This is a genomic window from Nibrella viscosa, assembly GCF_039541875.1.
GTDB classification, from domain to species: Bacteria; Bacteroidota; Bacteroidia; order Cytophagales; family Spirosomataceae; genus Nibrella; species Nibrella viscosa.
Map to the genome: position 1 here is coordinate 777,665 of NZ_BAABHB010000001.1, position 17,999 is coordinate 795,663.

Genomic DNA, 17,999 nt, shown 5'->3' on the forward strand with positions numbered 1-17,999 from the left:
GACGAAATCAAATTACAGTTTGCCAGTCTGCGGTATGATGGATGGCTAAGACAACCGACCAGACGCAGCTCTGCAACAAAATTGCCGGCTTGCTCGAACAGGCCCGGAAGCAGGTGGTTACGGCCGTTAACCTGACCATGGTGCATACCTATTTTGAGATTGGGCGGACGATTGTTGAAGACGAGCAGCAGGGCAGCGCACGGGCTGAATACGGGAAAGCGGTACTCAAAGAACTATTGCAGAACCTTACAGCTCAGTTTGGGAAAGGCTTTTCGGCTCGCAACCTTGAGCAGATGCGGCAGTTTTACCTGACTTACTCAATTCCGCAGACAGTGTCTGCGGAATTGAGTAAGCCTGATTTTCAACTTTCCTGGTCACACTACCTCGTGCTGATGCGCATCGAGAATCCCGAAGAGCGGAGCTTTTACGAAATTGAATGCCGGGCTAATCATTGGAGCCTGCGCGAACTGCAACGGCAGATGAACGCAGCCCTGTACGAACGGCTGGCCTTGAGCCGCTACAAGCAGCAGGTTCGGCAGTTGACCGAAAAAGGGCAGCTTGTGGAACGCCCACAGGATGTGCTGAAAGACCCGTATGTGCTGGAGTTTCTGGGACTGAACGAAGACGCGGCTTATTTGGAATCGCAGTTGGAAACGCGCATCATCAACCACTTGCAGCAATTTTTGCTGGAAATGGGCAAGGGCTTTACGTTTGTGGGCCGGCAGGTGGTTTGCGTTCGACAAAAGCTATTTCAAGGTCGATTTGGTGCTGTATAACTGCCTGTTGCAGTGTTTTGTGCTGGTTGACCTGAAATTGGGTAAACTGACGCATCAGGATTTGGGCCAGATGCATATATACGTCAACTAATACAACCGTTACGAAAAGCAGGCCTACGAGAAACCCACGATTGGCATTCTGCTCTGCCAGCAGAAAAACGACGCACTCGTGGAACTGACCTTACCGCCGGACACCAACATTTACGCATCGGCCTTCCGCCTGTATCTGACCGATCAGCAGGTACTTCAGCAGAAGTTAATAGAATGGACGAAAGAGTTTGATAATGGATAGAAGGGTAAACAAATGAGCAAACTAAAGAAATATAAGTTCTCCATACTTTACTTATTTCTTATTGTGCAGTGACACCCAAACAAATTGAACGGCTGCAAAAGAAAATCTCCGAGATTCGGCAGGCGCTTGCTGCCGAAAAACGAAAGTATGGCGGCTACGATGACAGTCGGGGATTACGCTACCTGCCAACCCGTTCCTTCATTCAATTGAGCGATTATAAAGGCGGCCTGACGTACCTCCGTTGGTTCAGCAAAAACTTTCCGGATGATGCCGGCTTCCCAGACTTTTTGTTTGAGTGGACCATTATTCTGTTCAAGAACGGTAAACCGAACGAAGCTGCGAAAAAAGCGTTTGAGACGTTTTGCGCCAATACCTATCTGTTTGATAAATTCTTTGCTCGCCCCATCGTACCCATCGACAAATACGAATGGTCTAACCTGGCGGCACCCGGCTTTACGGAACATTTTACCTATTCGGGCAAGCAACCCGAACTGGCCGACTTCAGCGAATGGCTCGCTAACCTGATAGCCTCTCCAGAATTCGAAAGCCGCAGCAAACAGTATATCGAGATTTACAAACGGCTGAAGACGGAGCAGGACCGGGAGACACGGCATTACTTGCTAATGCAAGCCAGACAACTGGAGGAAGGGACGTAAACGGATTCATCTATGTATATTGCTGGCTACTTCCACTTACGTATCTTTTCGCTTCAAACTTACCCTCATGCACGCCGGTAGAAAATACACCTTTCTTGAATTCATTATCTGGACCCGTCGGGATATTTACAACCTGCTTATTTTGTCGATTATCCCGACGGTACTCTACCATGTCGCTGGTTTTACGTTTCTGGCCCTCACCTGGGTGCCCATTGCGCTGCTGGGTACGGCCGTGGCCTTTATCGTGGGTTTCAAAAACAACGCCAGCTACAACCGGCTTTGGGAAGCGCGGCAGATTTACGGTGGTATCATCAACAACAGCCGGGCTTTTGGGGTGATGGTGCGCGATTTTCTGCCGGCCGGTCAGGCGGAGGAAGTCCGGCCGCTTTTCTACCGCCATTTTGCCTGGCTCACGGCCCTGCGGTTTCAGTTGCGTGAGCCGCGCACCTGGGAGAATGTCGATCAGGCCAATAATCGGGAATACCAGCGGGTATACATCATTCCTGAGCGGGAGAGCACCCTCGCCCAGGAACTGCTGCCCTACCTGTCGGAGGAAGAATACAACTATGTGCTCACCAAAAAGAATCGGGCTACGCAACTGATGGCTCTCCAGTCGAAGCATATCAATGCGCTGGGTAGCGTACTAAACGATTTTCAGTTGATGCAGTTGCAGACGGCCATAACGCAGTTCTATGATTTGCAGGGCCGGGTCGAGCGGATCAAAAACTTTCCGTACCCGCGTAACTTTTCGTCGGTTGCCACCATTCTGCTGTACCTGTTTGTGGTGCTGGTGCCATTCGGTTTGCTAAAAGAGTTCAACGCGATGGGGCAGGGAACGTTTCTGGAGGGCTACACGGTCTGGTTCAACGTGCCGTTTGCCACCCTGCTCAACTGGGTATTTCTTTCACTAGACCGTGTGGGCGAAAGCAGCGCCAATCCCTTTGAAGGCGGGGCCAACGATGTGCCCATCACCAACATATCCCGCACTATTGAAATAGATATGCGGGATATGCTGGACGAAAAAGACCTGCCGCCACCCATTGTGGCCATCCATAATATTCTGATGTAACTAACTGGCTGATGCTACTCACGGGTAGTGCGAACGAACTCTTTACTGTAAAGCAGCTTCGCCCACAGCCTTCTTCACGGCCGGTGCCACCACCGTGCCCAGCAACTCAATGGCGTGCATCACCTTCGCGTGCGGAAGCGTACCCACGCTGATGTGCAGCAGGAAACGGGTGTTGCCGAACAATTCGTACTCGTATAGAATCTTGTCGATCACCTGCTGCGGACTGCCCACCAGCAGCGAACCCTCCGGCGAGCGCATCCACTCGTACTGCGGCCTGGTCATGGGCGACCAGCCCCGCTCGCGCCCGATCTTGCTCATGACGTAGGCATATGGGCCGTAAAACTCATCGGCCGCTTTCTGCGAATCATCGGCAAGGTAACCGTGAGAGTTAATGCCCAGTTGAAACCGGGCGGGGTCGTGGCCGGCTTTATGCCAGGTGTCTTTGTACAGATTGGTAAATGGCACAAACCGATCTGGTGAACCACCAATAATGGCCAGCGCCATCGGCAATCCTTTCGTGGCCGCCCTAACTACCGATTCGGGGGTACCGCCCACGGCTACCCAGATGGGCAGCTCGGACTGATACGGCCGGGGATATACGCCCCGATTGTCGATAGAGGGCCGGTGATGACCCTGCCAGGTGATTTTCTCACTCTTGTTCAGTTGAATAAGCAGTTCCAGTTTCTCGGCAAAGAGCGAGTTGTAATCGTTCAGATCATTGCCAAACAGTGGAAAGGATTCGATAAAGGAGCCGCGCCCGGCCATAATCTCCGCCCGGCCCTGCGACAGCAGATCCACATGGGCAAAATCCTGGAACACCCGCACGGGATCATCCGAGCTAAGCACCGTAACGGCGCTCGACAGCCGGATGGTTCTGGTCTTCACGGCTGCAGCCGCCAGCACCACGGCCGGAGAGGAGACGATAAAATCCGGCCGGTGGTGCTCACCGACGGAGAAGACGTCCAGCCCAAGCTGATCGGCCAGCTCGATTTCTTCCATCAGGTTCATCATCCGCTCATGCGGACTCAGGAGTTTCCCCGTAGCCGGATCGGGGGTATTCTCAACAAAGGTGGTGATGCCTATTTCCATAAGTCATTGTATTATATCGGACCAGATTTCTCTGTTTATTGTATCTACACGTTTTTTGTGATAACCGTATTTTTGGCGAAGGAGTTGCATTAGACCCGGCGGAGCCGTTTGGAGACTCCTGCTTTTTATCCTAACTTTCTTGCTTTGAGTAACCGAACACAACCTGTTAGATGAGACTCCTGCTGCTTTCCGTTGCCGTTTTTTATTCTTTGCTCTGTGCTGCGCAGCCCTTTCGGGGCGATGAAATTGCCCGCTGGCGGGAGCAGGCGGCCCGTATTACCATCACCCGCGATACCTGGGGGGTGCCACATATCTACGGCAGGACCGATGCCGATGCCGTTTTCGGCGTGCTTTATACCCAGTGCGAAGACGATTTCGACCGGGTAGAAATGAACTATATCGACGCCATCGGCCGCCTGGCCGAAGTGGAAGGCGAAGCGGCTTTGTACCACGACCTGCGCGCGCGGATGTTTCTGGACAGTGCTCAGGCGGTTGCCCTGTACCAGCAGAGTCCGTCGTGGATGAAAAAGCTGCTGGATGCCTTTGCCGACGGTGCCAATTACTACCTCTATACCCATCCGGGCGTAAAGCCTAAGCTGATTAAACGATTTAAGCCCTGGATGCCGCTGATGTTCAGTGAAGGCAGTATCGGCGGCAATATCAGTTCGGTATCGACGGAACGAATTAAGGCTTTCTACATCAGCCAGCCGTTTACCTCGCAGGTCGAAGAACGCAACAAATGGGAGCGGGAGCCGGTCGGGTCTAACGGCTTTGCCATTGCGCCGGCCAAAAGCGCTACCAAAAACGCGCTGCTGCTAATCAACCCGCATACTTCCTTTTATTTCCGGTCGGAGGTGCAGATGGTGAGCAAGGCCGGCCTGAACGCCTATGGGGCCGTAACCTGGGGACAGTTTTTTATTTACCAGGGTTTCAACGAAAACTGCGGCTGGATGCACACCTCCAGCTATGCCGATGTGATGGATGAATACCTGGAGACCATCGAAAAGAAAGACAATGCCCTGTACTACCAGCACGGGGGTACGCTCCGCCCGGTGCAGGTTTCGACCGTCTCGCTGCCTTACCGGCAGGGTACCAAACTGCTGCGCAAAAACTTTACCATCTACAAAACGCACCACGGCCCCATTGTGGGTGAGCAGGACGGCAAATGGATTGCGCTCAGCATGATGAACGACCCGATAAATGCCCTGGCGCAGTCGTACCTGCGGACCAAGGCCAAAGACTATGCGAGCTATAAGAAGGTGATGAAACTCAACGGCAATGCCTCCAATAACACCGTGTTTGCCGACCGGAAAGGAAACATTGCCTACTGGCATGGCAATTTTATGCCCCGGCGCAATTCGGCCTTCGACTGGAGCAAGCCCGTCGACGGCAGCAATCCGGAAACCGATTGGCAGGGGCTGCACGGCATCGACGATATTGTGCAGGTGCTGAACCCCGCCAATGGCTGGATTCAAAACTGCAACTCGACTCCGTTTACGGTAGCCGGCCAAAACAGTCCGGCCCGGCGTTCCTACCCGGCGTATATGGCGCCCGATGCCGAAAATTACCGGGGCATCAATGCGGTGCGGGTGCTGAGCCGGCGGTCAACCTTTACGCTGGATACCCTGATTGCGGCCGCCTATGACCCATACCTCGCCGGGTTTGAAGACCTGATTCCCGCCTTGCTGAAAGCCTCCGAAGCGAATGCCGACAATCCGGAAGATCATCCCCGCGAGCTGCCGGAGGCCATTGAAACGCTGCGGGCCTGGAATAAATGCTACGGCACCAGCTCGGTGGCAACCACGCTGGCGGTGCTGTGGGGCGAAAAAATTCAGCGGCTGGCCCGCACGCGGGTACCGGCCAACGAGCGCCCGGACCCGTTTCTGGGCTTTACTGCTTTTACTATCAGCAACACCAGTGCGCACGAAAAGGTAAATGCCCTGGCCGAGGTATTGGGCGAACTGACCCGCGACTTTGGCACCTGGAAAGTGCCCTGGGGTGACATGAACCGGTTTCAGCGGCTGACCGGCAAAATTCAGGAAACCTACGACGACAGCAAGTCCAGCCTTCCGGTCGGCTTTACCTCCTCGGCCTGGGGCTCACTGGCGGCTTTCGGGGCTCGTACCTATCCCGGCACGGTTAAACGCTACGGGAACGTAGGCAACAGTTTTGTGGCCGTGGTGGAGTTTGGCAAACGGGTAAAAGCCCGCTCCGTGGTTACCGGCGGCTCCAGCAGTGATCCCAAATCCCCCCACTTCAACGACCAGTCGCCGTTGTACTGCAACGGCCAGTTCAAAGAGGTATGGTTCTACCCGGAAGATGTGCTGAAGCACGTTGAGCGCACCTACCGGCCAGGGCAGCGGTAGTTGAATGGTTAATTAATTCACTGGTTAATTAACCAACCATTCAACCAATCAACTAATTAACCAATTCATCCGCGCTGGGGCCGTAGCTGCCGGGGATCGGTATGTTGAGCAGGCGAAGGTACACGCCGAGCTGGGCGCGGTGGTGAACAATCTGGCAGTAGGTCATGCGTAAAAATTCTCCCTTGCTTGAGCGTATGTACACTTCGTCGCCGTTGCGGAGGGTCCAGGTTTGGGATAACTGGTCTTCGGTAGCACTGGTCAGGTGTGTTTTTCCATCGACCAGGCACCGTTCAAAGTAATTGAGTAAGTCGGTGGTGGTATTGATGGACACCGGCGTATAGGGACTTGTCGCAAAGTCAAGTTCTTCGGTGGTCAGCGTCATGGAAATCCAGGTGGGCAACTCGGCAATATGGGTCGCCAACCGCTGAATGGTCATGCTTTTCGGGTGTGGCTGCCAGTTGTACTGGTCGTCGGGAACGCGTCCCAGCATTTTTCGGGTAGTCTGCGCTTCCTGTTCTAATTCCTTGACGAGCATCTGAATCATGGACATAGTCTTGTGTTTTGGTTTGCTTTACAAAGAAAGCAGCCACTAGTGACAGCCCTATGTCAGTAAGGTTGGTTGACTGGTTAATTGGTTCATTGGTTGATTCGGAACCAGGTAACCAATGAACCAATTAACCAGTCAACCAATCAACTATAAACTGCCAAGCCAAAAGTGAGCGGGTACGCCCTGCACCCCCGGTTTTACCGCAAAGATTCCTCCGCTGCCCGGAAACTCAGCTAATTGCTCCTTACTGAGTCCTTCGCGGGCAGTAGTGATATACAGCGTGTCGAGGTTTTCTCCACCGAACGCGCAGGAGGTGGTATTGGGCACCGGCACCGTTACTTTCTGGAGTTGCTCGCCGGTAACGGGGTTCCAGCGGGTGACACAGCCGCCCCCGTAATGAGCAATCCAGAGTTTGTCGTCGGCATCAATGGTCATGCCGTCCGGGTACCCTTCCGACTCATGAATGCCGATGGCGGGACGTGGGTTGCTGATGTCGCCCGTCTGCTCGTTGTAATCAAATGCCTGTACCGTTCCCGTGGGCGTATCGATGTAGTACATGGTTTTCCGGTCCGAAGTCCAGACAATACCGTTGGAGATCGTAACGTCGGTGAGCATAACCTGAACGTCTTTATCCGTATCCAAGCGGTACAGGGAAGCTGCGCCCTCGATCTGCTCCAGGTGCATGGAGCCGACCCAGAACCGACCGGCTGGGTCGCACTTGCCGTCGTTGAAGCGGATGTTTGGGTCAGTGAGGGGCTGGGTAATCAGGTTTAGCTCGCCAGTGTCGGTACTCAGGTGATAAATGCCCGACCGCAATGCAACCAGCACTCCGCCGGATAGCACCGGAACCACCGTGCCAATGCGCTCGCCGACCAGGAAGGACATGTCGTGCCGGGTGGCCGGGTCGAAGATGTGCAGGGCCTTGCCTTCAATATCGACCCAGTAAAGTTTCTGTTCAAGCGGATGCCACAGGCTGCCTTCGCCCAGCGTGGCTTTGGCATCCAGTACTAACTCAGGTTGTAAGGTCATGAACTGGGGAGTCTTGTTTTCCGAATCGGTTGGCAAAATAAACAACGGCTGATTACGGCAAGGTATCTTATTATTTTTTGTACGCAGAACGGGTTGGGGTTAATCGAGCCGGTCCTGATAAAATTCCTATTGAGCGACTTCCTAGCAGACACAGCAGCCAGGTAATATATACGTACCTGATTATGAGTATTTTGCTACTTTTTTATTTGCATAGTTATATTTTTTAATGAAAAAATTTTATTAAAGTATTGACATGCTTTTTACAGTATACTATAATTGGTCAAGTTTAACTTCTAATAAACTTCATCATGAATCTGACCCAATTTTGCCGGCTGGCTACAGTGGGAGTACTGTGCCTTAGCCTGGGGGCTTCCTGCCACAAAGAACCGCCAAAACCAACCTCCTGCCGCGATGGAACCTGCTGCATGAAAGATTCAAGGCCCTACGATTTTGTAGAAATGATTGAAAATGCACCGGCCGATATTGGTCCTCGTAGGGGACTTATTTTTAAAGACCCATTGCCTAGGTTACAAGATCCATCTTTTGTGGCTTCCACTGGAATGAAACTACAGGCGACGGCCGTCGGGGTTTGTGAATTGAGTTCAGCAAAACTCATGAATTTGCCTTCTACTTACCCTGCTGATGGAGAACCCTATAGTTACCGGGTATGGGGTAAACTTTATCACGATCGTGACGCGCAACCGTTCGGAATGATTCCTATTCTGTACGTCTACGTCGATCGGATCGAGAAAGTAAAGTAAATCCATTTGTAAAGCCATTCATACAAGATCATGAAAAAATCCCTTTTACTCTATTTGTTAAGTTGGATATTGGGGGGGTGATTTTCCCTCACTATACATGGGCACAGGAAAAATTTAAGCCCAAATACCTCCGGGAGGATGACAAAGCCTTTCGTGAATTAACCACCAACGCATCCGATAACGGATGGCTTCATTTCCGTCGGGATATTGCTCCTATTGACCCCGACACGTACTTCGACAAATTTGCCAGGAACATTGGCATGGGTGAAGGCTACAGGATGCAACTGGTTCAGGACGAAACTGACTTCAAGGAAATTCGCCATCAGAAGTATCTACTCTACTACAAAAACGTCCCAGTCGAAGGCGTTGAATATTCTCTCCACTCAAAGGCAAAACGGCTTGAAGTAGCACATGGCCGCATGGTCGAAAATCTAAATTTAGACCTGAGTAGGCCGATGCCGGAGAACAGGGCACTCGATTTAGCGCTAGCCAATTTAAAACTTAACGCTGATAATTTAGGTACAAAAGATAGGTTCCCCAAAGGGCAATTGGTTATCGCACGCGTACAGGGGGAGGAGTTAAACCAAAATTATAAACTTTGTTATGCGTTTGATATTCGCCCGCAGAGCAGCAAAGATTTTGTTGCTGAACCTTATCGGGTTTATGTAGATGCTACCTCAGGCGAAATCGTTCGGCGAGACCCACTCGTACATAAATGCTTCAGCCTCACTCCCCAAGTTCATGTACATTCAGCCAGTACCAAATCGAGCAGTATGACTTTGTTGAAGCCTTTAGTTGCACCGAAAGTAGCCTCAACATTTGCTCCCCGTTGGAACCGATACTTAGATGGCCAAAGTCAGCTCACGTTCGAGACCGAATTAATCGGTGCTAATCAGTACAGATTAAGTCATCAAAACGGAGCATTGATAACGCGTAGAGATGTAAATCAGACAGGGAATTGGGTATCGAACCCCGATGTAACCAATGCGGGTACTAATTGGGGGACAAACGTACAGAACGCTACTACGGCACATTGGCTTGCACAACGTATGCACACGTTTGTACAGCAGTTTGCTCCTGACCAGAACGGATATAATCGACAAGGGGCTTATCCAAGAGTTTTGGTTGATCTTTCGTTTGGTGAGCAGGTCAACGCTTTTTGGAATCGTGTTGACCAACTAGTGTTCGGCTTCGCCCCCTTAGGTCCTTTTAACGCTAATCCTGATTTGGGAAGGACATTGGTCACGGCAGATGTGTTAGGACACGAATATGCTCATGCTCTGACACAATTCAATGCTAACCTCGAATATATAGGAGAGTCAGGTGCCTTGAATGAATCTATTTCCGACATATTCGGCACCGCATTTGAGCGATATTTATTCCCCAATAACTGGAATTGGGATTTAGCCGAAGATACGTATCAATTTCGGGACATGGCTAATCCAACACGGGCATTTCCCCCTGTCCAAGCTGCCCAGCCTCAAATCTACTTAGGACCAAATTGGTTACCAGTTACACAAAGTTGTAATCAATTTAATGACTTCTGTGGTGTACACATTAACAGTGGTGTTATGAACAAATGGTTTCATACGCTTTGTACTGGGCAGGGCCCCAATGGGAATAATATAACACCCACCCAATGGGAATAATATAACACCCATTGGTTTTAATGATGCAATTAACATAGTTTATAGAGCATTACGCTATTATTTGCAACAGACATCAAGATACACCGATGCCCGCGATGCAACGCTTATAGCGGCTGAAACTCTGTTTGGCGGCTGCTCTCCTCAGCAAAAAGCGGTTGCCGATGCCTGGACAGTCGCCGGTCTTGCTCCCACGTACCGCTGTAATCCTGACTGTGATTTTGATGTAATCCTGCAGGTGGTCAACAACTCCCCTTCAACCTGTAATCAGCTTATTACGCTGAACAGCTATTGCATGGGCCAGTCAGGAGCTTGTGACGGGGTGAGCTATTCCTATACGGGGCCAAACTTAGCCACTTATTCGGGACCATCATCAGTGAATATCACCACACCCAATAGCTCTGGTACCTATCAATATTCGGTAAGGGCAACCAAGTTTGGGTGTTATGCACCGGTTAAAACTTATAACTTTAACATAAGCTGTCCGCCCTCCAACTCCTGTGATTTCAGCAGCGGTCCAAGGTATGTGGGAACGTGGTATGGGCTAACGGTACAAATCCGGCAGATTTCCGGTAAAAACGTATTGGTGACGGCTATCACCGGGTCCTCGGTAGACAAGTATTTTCCGCGTGGCGACAATTTTTGGGATCGGAGCGATTTCAATAAAGACCCGAATGCCATTAATCTACAAAGTTGTTTAAATGCTGGAACTACCGGCTACGACGGACTCGGCCTGCCGGCGGGCCTCACCCCACCACCTGGCTATATACAAGGGCAGGAAGCCGATGGCGCTATCTACTTCAGTAATGGTAACGTGGCTAATCCCTGTGATTTTAGTACGCCCCGACGTGTAGGCACCTGGAACGGCCTGGTTGTGCAGATACGGCAGTTTCCAAATAATATAAGTGGGTTAGTCACGGCTTTTGAAGGTTCGTCCAACGATAAATATTTACCGCGTGGGGATAATTTCTGGGACAACTTTACTAAAGACGCCAATGTAGAGCAGTATAGAGCCTGTCTGAATGCGGGGGAGTCGAGTTGGTACGGGCTGTCGAAACCGGGTTCGGTGACGCCACCGCCCGGTTACCTACAGGGTTACGAGCCTGATGGTGCCATTTTCTTCTCGACCAACGGAGCCCGCAAGGCCGCACCGGTGCCCGAAGTACCTGCCGAACTGCCTATGTTGATTCGGGTGCGACCAAACCCGGCTCACTATGAACTAACGGTAACTTTTGACTTGCTGAAAGCGCAATCGGTGCCTGTGCGGTTACTGGATATGCAGGGCAAAGTAGTACAGCAGCAAACCTATCCGGGCGAGGCCGGACGGAATGAGCGGGTGCTGAACGTGGCACCTTTGCCGGTGGGAATGTATATGCTGGAAGTGAAAATGGATGGGCAACGGATTATACAAAAAGTGCTTAAGGAATAAAGTTTCTGTTGTTTTCGTTTGCAACGAGCCTGCTCCAATACCGGAGCAGGCTCGTTGTTTTATTCATGATTTCGTAAAATCTTATATTCGGAATCGCTTGTTAAAGGGACAACGTATAACCTCAAACCATCAATAAACTTCAGACTACAAACCAATCCCATGAACTCAACCGATACCCGTGAAGTATGGCTGCGCGGACCGCTGCCCGATATGCCCACGCTGCTGCAACCGGTAGCCCATGCTTTGCTCCAGGCCCGCGAAGAACTGAATGCCCTTATGGCGGATTTTCCGGCCGAATTGTTGTACGAAAAACCATCCGGACTGGCCTCGCCGGGCTTTCACCTGCAACACCTGACCGGCGTGCTGGACCGGCTCTTTACCTACGCCCGTGGGGAAATGCTCACCGACGAGCAGCTAAAAGCCCTGAAAGCCGAAGGCCACCCAACCGAAACCACTCTGGGCGTTCCGGAACTGGTCGGGTTGTTCAATGCGCAGGTTGATAAAGCGCTGGCGCAGTTGCGGACTACCGACGAGCAGACACTGACGGCGGTGCGGGGCGTAGGACGGGCGCAGATTCCCTCCACGGTACTGGGGCTGCTGTTTCATTCGGCCGAACATACTATGCGGCATTTGGGGCAGTTGCTGGTCACGGTGCGGGTGCTAACCCGCACACCCTTGTCGTAGTGGTTGTTTTATGGCCTGAACGTCGTTTCCTGCGCCAGTTGAACGTCGCGCACAACCTGCGGCCGAAGCGATTCCCACGAGAAGTGGGTATACTCTTTTCCGTAGTTCTGGGTGGTGACGTGGGGCGTCGGTACATAGCGGTCTTTGGTCAGCGCCACCACCTGATCCCAGTGCATTAAGCCCGCTTCCAGTTGGCGAATGGCCGCTGCCTTTTGCGCCGGATCGCCGGTTGTGCGGTATAGTTCAAGCGCCACCCCTGCCCGCAACTTATCGGCCAGGTACAGGCCCAGGTAACTCCAGACGGCGGCATCGTCCAGTTCAGAAACCAGCGCTCCGGAACGGGAATTCACTCGCTTACGCAACGAGGCCACTAAGGTCAACGCCTGCTGACTATCTTTTTCTGACGCGTCGGCCAGATCCAGCGGGGTTAACTTGCCGGCAGGAGCCGGTTTTTTCTGATTGACCAGTGCGACATACGCGGGAATCGAAAGGAGTTGCGGGTCAAGTGTCTCGTGGTGAATAAACTCGTTGATGGAGATAAATGGCGACGACCGGTCAAATACCCCTTTGGAATCTGAGGGCTCTGCCTCGATAAACCCTTCGGAATAGAGCGTATAATCCCAGGTAGACCGGTGAAAAGATGCCAGCCGCAGGGGCATATTACTGGCCAGTTTATATACTTGCAGGAGGGAGGGACCTATACCTTTACCGTAGCGCTGGTCGAACGCCGAAGCAAACATGGAATCGGGGGTGGCTGGATTGTACAGAAGCCTGCCCCACAGGGCGTAAAACAGCCACTGCTTTTCGAATGCATACTGCCAGGTTTTTACCGCAGACGGTTTGTGCGAGTAGTCTGCCGCCGGAATGTAGCCTTCTGAACCGATAAAATACCCGTTTACATAGTCATGGGTATTGGTGGTAATATGCTGCCGGATAAAGTCCGGCTGGCCCCAGCGCAGGATGAAGAAGTCTTCGTTGCGGATCATCCATTGAATCTGGTAGTTGCTGGGTTTAGGGGTCCAGAACCGTTCGTCCAGCTTGCCGGAATGATAATCATGGGTGATGGCCAGGGTTGGGGTAGAGTGACCATGCGACCAGTTAAACTTGATCTCGACCAGCGCCGGCTCTGTCAGCCCGGCCCGATCAATTACGCCCCGCATCGCCATAGGATCACCCGCCAACACCGACCGATGCAAAAATTTAACGGGGCGTTTGGCAGCTTTCATACCGGCCACTACCGTTTCTTCAATCCAGTCTTCGCGCTCCTGGGGCGACATTTTTCCGTCGAACGTACCCATCCAGTCGGCGAGGGTGACGCCGATGCCGGTGAGATCGTCGTACTCGTTTATCAGTTGAGTGACCGACTCGCGGGTGTAGCGTTTTACCTGTTCGGAGCGGTCGTTGTATTCCTGCGTGTGGTAGGCTTTGGCAAACTCCGGCGATACCACAATGTTCCAGTTTACCACAAACGTCTGGATACCCCGCTGCTTCGCCATCCGGAACAGGCTTTTCCAGAACTGCTGCCAGTCTTTCATCTCCTGTTCTGTAAATGGCGTTGCCGCCGGAAAATTAGTGGCCCGGATCATGTACGGGAACGGATGGTTATTCCAGAGCGACAGCACGTTCAGGCGGTTCGCGGCCATCATATCGAGAAAAGCTTCCCAGAAACGAAGGTCCCGGCAGGTTTCGGTGTGCAGCGTAGTGGCCGGACTATTGCGATAGGGCGACCACGGCAGGTTAAATTTAACGATGCGGTAAGTCAGGTGCGGATTCTCGGTTTTGGCAGCGAGCGTCTTGTACGTTCCGTTGGTTTGCAGGTGTTCGGCCAGTTCCAGAATGCCATACTGCGCGCCCACGGCATCACGCGCCAGGATGACCAGCGTTTTGCGGCCATCCAGCCATCGAAAGGCAAAGCCTTCCGGCTGTAGCGCGTCCAGTTCTTTTTGGGCGAGATATGGGCGCAGCGCGACTGGAAGAGCTGTATCGGCAACTATCCAGACTGAGGGCAGGTTCGTGGACGCGCCTGTTGAAGCAGGGACAAGCTTTTCGCCTTTTTCGGCGAATGCCTTCCGGAGCTTGCCAACGGCATAAACGACTGGTTCCTGTCCTGCATCGTGCCGGATACTTACCTGGGAATAAGCAACACTACTGAGCAGCAACAGGAACCAAAACGCTCTCATAAAGCAGTTATTTATCGTCTTTCAGGGTAGCCAGGAAACTCACTACATCGCGGATTTCCCGCTTCGACAGCAGGTACTTCATATCCGGCATACTCGATGGCGCGTTGGTCCGTTTGGCAATCTGGTCTTTTTTAACGGCCATATCCGGCTGGTCGCCTACTTTTACCAGCACTTCCGTCGCGTTTTCGCCCTGTAAGATGCCGCTCACCGTTTTACCGTCTTTGAGCTGCAGCGTGACCGTACCAAAGCCGGGGGCCAGGCGGGCGCTGGGGTTAATCACCGCTTCCAGCAACTGCTCATGGCTTAGTCGGCTGGCTACGCCGTTCAGGCGCGGACCGGCATTGCCGCCCAGGTCATCGTAGGAGTGACACCGGATACACTGCGCGGTCTGGTGCCGGAAGAAAATACGCCGGCCCAGGTTCGGGTCACCGCCCGATAAAGCGCCTTTGTAGGAGGCCAGTACCGCATCCGGCGACAGTTTGGACATAAAGGCCTTGTGCCGGGCAATTAGGGGCGACGATTTGGTGCTTGTAATGGCCTCTTCCAGTTCCAGACTAATATCGGCCGGCAGCGTACCGGCAGCCAGTTGTCCTAATAACTGATCAAACTCCTTCTGCGAGTATTGCACCGGTATCTTACCAAGCGTCAGCAAAGCCGCCTGTTTCTCTTCGGTGGTACGAGTTTTAATAACGTCCGACAGCAGCGTTACCATTCGGTCTTTGGCCATACTCGTTTTGGTGACCAGATCCAGGCCGGCTACCCGAACGCTTTTCTCCGGATCGGCCAGTGCCTGCTCAATGGCTTTACTGACTTCCTTATCGTTCAGCGCGACCAGCGCCCGCAGGGCTTCAATACGTACGCCCGCTTCCTTATCGTTTTTCAGGCTGGCGAACAATTGCGGAGCTGCCTGCGTCATGCCCAACCGGCTGATGCCTTTTACGGCGCTAAGCCGCAACGGGAGTTCCGGGCTGGACAACAGCGCGATGTAGGTGTCGGCAGCTTTGCTTTTCACCATTGTCGGGTCGCGGGTGATGGGGCCACGGTAGCGGCCGTCTACCCGGTCGAGTACCGACGGTTTCGCCCAGGTGCTGAGGGCATCCAGCGCTTCGGCCCGCATGGCAACGGGAGCGCTTTCCTTGGCGGCATAGCTGATCAGGTTCTGCATGGCTTCGGGCGTACCCGCCCGAAGGTTGGCGTTGATGGCCCGGCGAATCAGCGGTTCATTCGTGAAGCGGGTAGTGGCTAATACATTGCCCAGCGCGGGCAGGGCGTCCTTGATAGAAAGATCGTCGTTGATACCCCGTGCCGCTTCGGTCATCACAAACTCGTCGGCATCGCTCAGAAAGTTGGCAATGCCCGGATGGCTCATGCGCCGGAGCGCAACCACGGCGGCAATGCGTAACGCCCGCGATGGGCTCTTGGCCAGCGCAACGACCGGCTCCGCTTTACCAATGCGGGCCAGGGCCAGACTCCCAGCATGGCGGATGTACGCATCTTCGTCGTTGTTGGCTTCCAGCAGTTGGATAATGGGCATAACGGCCGGCTCGTAGGCGATGCGGCCCAGAGCTTCGGCGGCAAAGAAACGGGCGCGGGCATTAGCGTCTTTCAGCAACGGCATAAGTGCCTGACCGGCTTCCTTGTAGCGTACATCGCCCAGCCACTTAGCGGCCTGCGCCCGGATTTCCGGGTCGTTGTCTTTGAGTAACGGCAGCAGCAGTTGTGCATACTTCTTGTCTTGCCGGGCCAACTGGCTGATGCCCCAGATACCGTGTACTCTGGCCAGTTGATGCGTTGTCTGTTGGATATTGGCCGCAAATACATCGGCTCCTTTGGCTCCCCGCTTCGCCAGTTCGAACTGCGCTTTCTGCCGGACCCGCATATCCGGGTTTTTCAGCAGGTCGCCCAGGTACGCTTCCGATTGTTTGGTGAAGTCCTCGGCCAGGAGTTTTTTGGTGAGCAGGCGTTCGGGCGACGCGGCAGCGTTCTTATCATCCAGTTTCCAGATGCGGCCGTAATCTTTGGTGTCCCAGCCGTTGATCCAGTCGGCTACGTACATGGCACCGTCCGGACCGAAGTCGATGCCCGTTGCCAATACATTGCCCAGAATTTTCTTTTGCTCACCCAGTTCAAACGTAGCGCCCTTGGGCTTCAGCTTGAAGGCATGCACCGCCGAGCGGGCGGGGTTACCCACAAATTCAGCCACAAAGAAGGTGTTCTTGTACTGAGGGCTCAGGGCCGTACCGGGATTGTAGAGAAAGCCGGCCGGACCGCTCACAAAGTTGGCAATGGTCGGCGTAATGTAAGCCGCCTGTCCTTCAAACCGGGGCTTATACATCTGCTCGTCCATCCAAACTTTGTAGGTATTGTTGAGCGGGTCGCGGTATTTACCGTACTGCCAGTTGCTGCGCCAGCCGGTGTCGGAGCCATTCACAATGTACACTAACCGCTCTTTTTCGCCGGGATGGTCGCCGTCATTGTCTTCGCTGATGATATTGCCATATTCGTCAAAGGCAAATTCGTGAGTGTTGCGCACTCCATAGGCAAACACTTCAAAATCGCTGCCGTCGGGATTCGAGCGCACCACCACGCCACAGTTCGGGTATTCCCATTTCTGACCGTCGGGGCCTTTGCCGTTGAAGCCGATGTCGCCGATCTGCCAGTAGATCTTGCCGTCCGGTCCCATCTTCACGCCCGACATGCCGTGGCCACTAAAGCCCACGTGAATACCGTAGCCGTGCGAAATGGACTTTTTCTGGTCAGGAATACCGTCGCCGTTGGTATCCGTCATGCGCCACAGGTCAGGCCCGACGGCTACGTACAGGTCTTTGCCGTTGGCCAGTACGCCCCCGGCTACATCGGTGACTTCATCGTTGAAATCTTCGACGGCCAGGAACGACTCATCGGCAACGCCGTCGCCGTCGGTATCCCGGAGCCGGAAAACCTGCTCTTTTTCCACGGTCATGTCGCGCCAGTCGTGCGAGCCGTCGCCGTTCACGTCTTTGAGCCATTCGTTCTTTTTGCTGTTGGCTGGAGAGAGCACGTTGCGCAGAAAGGCCCGCTTGTCTTCGATGGTCTGCAGCCGGTTGGATTCAATCTCCCAATCCTGATGCCCCCGGATGTCGAATTCCGAGTTTTTCTGGCGGTTGGTTCGGGTGTAGAATAGCCGGCCCAGATCGTCCATATTGATGGCGATAGGATCGGCCACGAGGGAGTCGACGCCCCATAAGTTCAGAGAGAGGCCCTGGGCCAGTTCGGGCGTCACCAGCGCTTCGATATTTTTGGCCAGTTGGGCGGCCTCAGCCGGAACCATGCGTTTGATCCGGTTTTTGATCGGATCGTCTTTAAACGCAACCAGCATAACGGCGGGTACGGCCAACAGGGCCGACGACCAGGCTATTCGTTTGACGATGGGTTTGGTGGCACTAAATTTTTTCATGGTATCCAGTTAAATAGGGCGGTCAGTGCTACACGCCGT

At 53.2% G+C, this 17,999-nt stretch carries 13 protein-coding genes and 1 pseudogene; 9 read left to right on the forward strand and 5 right to left on the reverse strand.

All coding sequences use genetic code 11. The annotated features are described in order from the left end of the window. Positions 1-41 precede the first annotated feature (41 nt). The 4 genes and pseudogenes from ABD931_RS03380 to ABD931_RS03400 all read left to right on the forward strand — a co-directional run bounded on the left by ABD931_RS03380 (position 42) and on the right by ABD931_RS03400 (position 2,793). Entirely contained in the window at positions 42-776 is a 735-nt protein-coding gene (locus tag ABD931_RS03380; protein WP_345263941.1) for a PDDEXK nuclease domain-containing protein, read from the forward strand. A gap of 19 nt (positions 777-795) precedes the next feature. Next, a pseudogene (locus ABD931_RS29360) lies at positions 796-1,068 on the forward strand (PDDEXK nuclease domain-containing protein). Positions 1,069-1,136: 68 nt separating this feature from the next. Next, positions 1,137-1,724: a hypothetical protein gene (locus tag ABD931_RS03395; RefSeq protein ID WP_345263947.1), complete on the forward strand. Its 588-nt coding sequence runs from the start codon at positions 1,137-1,139 to the stop codon at positions 1,722-1,724. A gap of 67 nt (positions 1,725-1,791) precedes the next feature. After that, positions 1,792-2,793 carry a bestrophin family protein gene (locus ABD931_RS03400; RefSeq protein WP_345263949.1) on the forward strand — a complete coding sequence of 334 codons (1,002 nt, stop codon included), beginning with the start codon at positions 1,792-1,794 and terminating at the stop codon, positions 2,791-2,793. 42 nt (positions 2,794-2,835) lie between these two features. On the opposite strand, the gene ABD931_RS03405 is transcribed toward ABD931_RS03400, so the two are convergent. Next, positions 2,836-3,882: an LLM class flavin-dependent oxidoreductase gene (locus ABD931_RS03405; RefSeq protein WP_345263951.1), complete on the reverse strand. Its 1,047-nt coding sequence runs from the start codon at positions 3,880-3,882 to the stop codon at positions 2,836-2,838. A gap of 170 nt (positions 3,883-4,052) precedes the next feature. On the opposite strand from ABD931_RS03405, the gene ABD931_RS03410 reads away from it, so the two are divergent. Further along, positions 4,053-6,248, forward strand: a complete 2,196-nt coding sequence (locus ABD931_RS03410; protein WP_345263953.1) for a penicillin acylase family protein — start codon at positions 4,053-4,055, stop codon at positions 6,246-6,248. Positions 6,249-6,300: 52 nt separating this feature from the next. On the opposite strand, the gene ABD931_RS03415 is transcribed toward ABD931_RS03410, so the two are convergent. Together ABD931_RS03415 and ABD931_RS03420 are read right to left on the reverse strand one after the other, a co-directional pair. Next, complete coding sequence (locus ABD931_RS03415; RefSeq protein WP_345263955.1) at positions 6,301-6,798, reverse strand: DinB family protein; 498 nt, start codon at positions 6,796-6,798, stop codon at positions 6,301-6,303. 144 nt (positions 6,799-6,942) lie between these two features. Next, positions 6,943-7,824 carry an SMP-30/gluconolactonase/LRE family protein gene (locus tag ABD931_RS03420; RefSeq protein WP_345263957.1) on the reverse strand — a complete coding sequence of 294 codons (882 nt, stop codon included), beginning with the start codon at positions 7,822-7,824 and terminating at the stop codon, positions 6,943-6,945. A 308-nt stretch (positions 7,825-8,132) separates the two neighbouring features. On the opposite strand from ABD931_RS03420, the gene ABD931_RS03425 reads away from it, so the two are divergent. The 4 genes from ABD931_RS03425 (at position 8,133) to ABD931_RS03440 (ending at position 12,344) form a co-directional block, all read left to right on the forward strand. After that, a complete protein-coding gene (locus ABD931_RS03425) occupies positions 8,133-8,585 on the forward strand; it encodes a hypothetical protein (RefSeq protein ID WP_345263959.1) in 453 nt (150 codons plus the stop codon). A 62-nt stretch (positions 8,586-8,647) separates the two neighbouring features. Next, positions 8,648-10,234, forward strand: coding sequence for a M4 family metallopeptidase (locus ABD931_RS03430; protein WP_345263961.1), 1,587 nt, complete (start codon positions 8,648-8,650; stop codon positions 10,232-10,234). Between the two features lie 34 nt (positions 10,235-10,268). Next, positions 10,269-11,660 carry a T9SS type A sorting domain-containing protein gene (locus ABD931_RS29430; protein WP_502258372.1) on the forward strand — a complete coding sequence of 464 codons (1,392 nt, stop codon included), beginning with the start codon at positions 10,269-10,271 and terminating at the stop codon, positions 11,658-11,660. 159 nt (positions 11,661-11,819) lie between these two features. After that, positions 11,820-12,344, forward strand: coding sequence for a DinB family protein (locus ABD931_RS03440; RefSeq protein WP_345263965.1), 525 nt, complete (start codon positions 11,820-11,822; stop codon positions 12,342-12,344). Positions 12,345-12,352: 8 nt separating this feature from the next. Here the strand turns inward: ABD931_RS03440 and ABD931_RS03445 are convergent, their stop codons facing one another. Together ABD931_RS03445 and ABD931_RS03450 are read right to left on the reverse strand one after the other, a co-directional pair. Next, on the reverse strand, positions 12,353-14,524 hold the full coding sequence (locus ABD931_RS03445) for a hypothetical protein (protein ID WP_345263967.1): 2,172 nt from the start codon (positions 14,522-14,524) through the stop codon (positions 12,353-12,355). Between the two features lie 7 nt (positions 14,525-14,531). Further along, positions 14,532-17,960 (reverse strand): DUF7133 domain-containing protein, encoded by a 3,429-nt coding sequence (locus ABD931_RS03450; RefSeq protein ID WP_345263969.1) that lies wholly within the window; start codon positions 17,958-17,960, stop codon positions 14,532-14,534. Positions 17,961-17,999 lie beyond the last annotated feature (39 nt).

Excerpts from the sequence above, each read along its gene's own strand:
- ABD931_RS03445 (WP_345263967.1), bottom strand. The coding sequence starts at position 14,524 with ATGAGAGCGTTTTGGTTCCTGTTGCTGCTCAGTAGTGTTGCTTATTCC.
- ABD931_RS03450 (WP_345263969.1), bottom strand. The coding sequence starts at position 17,960 with ATGAAAAAATTTAGTGCCACCAAACCCATCGTCAAACGAATAGCCTGG.
- ABD931_RS03415 (WP_345263955.1), bottom strand. The coding sequence starts at position 6,798 with ATGTCCATGATTCAGATGCTCGTCAAGGAATTAGAACAGGAAGCGCAG.
- ABD931_RS03380 (WP_345263941.1), top strand. The coding sequence starts at position 42 with ATGGCTAAGACAACCGACCAGACGCAGCTCTGCAACAAAATTGCCGGC.
- ABD931_RS03440 (WP_345263965.1), top strand. The coding sequence starts at position 11,820 with ATGAACTCAACCGATACCCGTGAAGTATGGCTGCGCGGACCGCTGCCC.
- ABD931_RS03400 (WP_345263949.1), top strand. The coding sequence starts at position 1,792 with ATGCACGCCGGTAGAAAATACACCTTTCTTGAATTCATTATCTGGACC.
- ABD931_RS03410 (WP_345263953.1), top strand. The coding sequence starts at position 4,053 with ATGAGACTCCTGCTGCTTTCCGTTGCCGTTTTTTATTCTTTGCTCTGT.
- ABD931_RS03420 (WP_345263957.1), bottom strand. The coding sequence starts at position 7,824 with ATGACCTTACAACCTGAGTTAGTACTGGATGCCAAAGCCACGCTGGGC.
- ABD931_RS03405 (WP_345263951.1), bottom strand. The coding sequence starts at position 3,882 with ATGGAAATAGGCATCACCACCTTTGTTGAGAATACCCCCGATCCGGCT.
- ABD931_RS03425 (WP_345263959.1), top strand. The coding sequence starts at position 8,133 with ATGAATCTGACCCAATTTTGCCGGCTGGCTACAGTGGGAGTACTGTGC.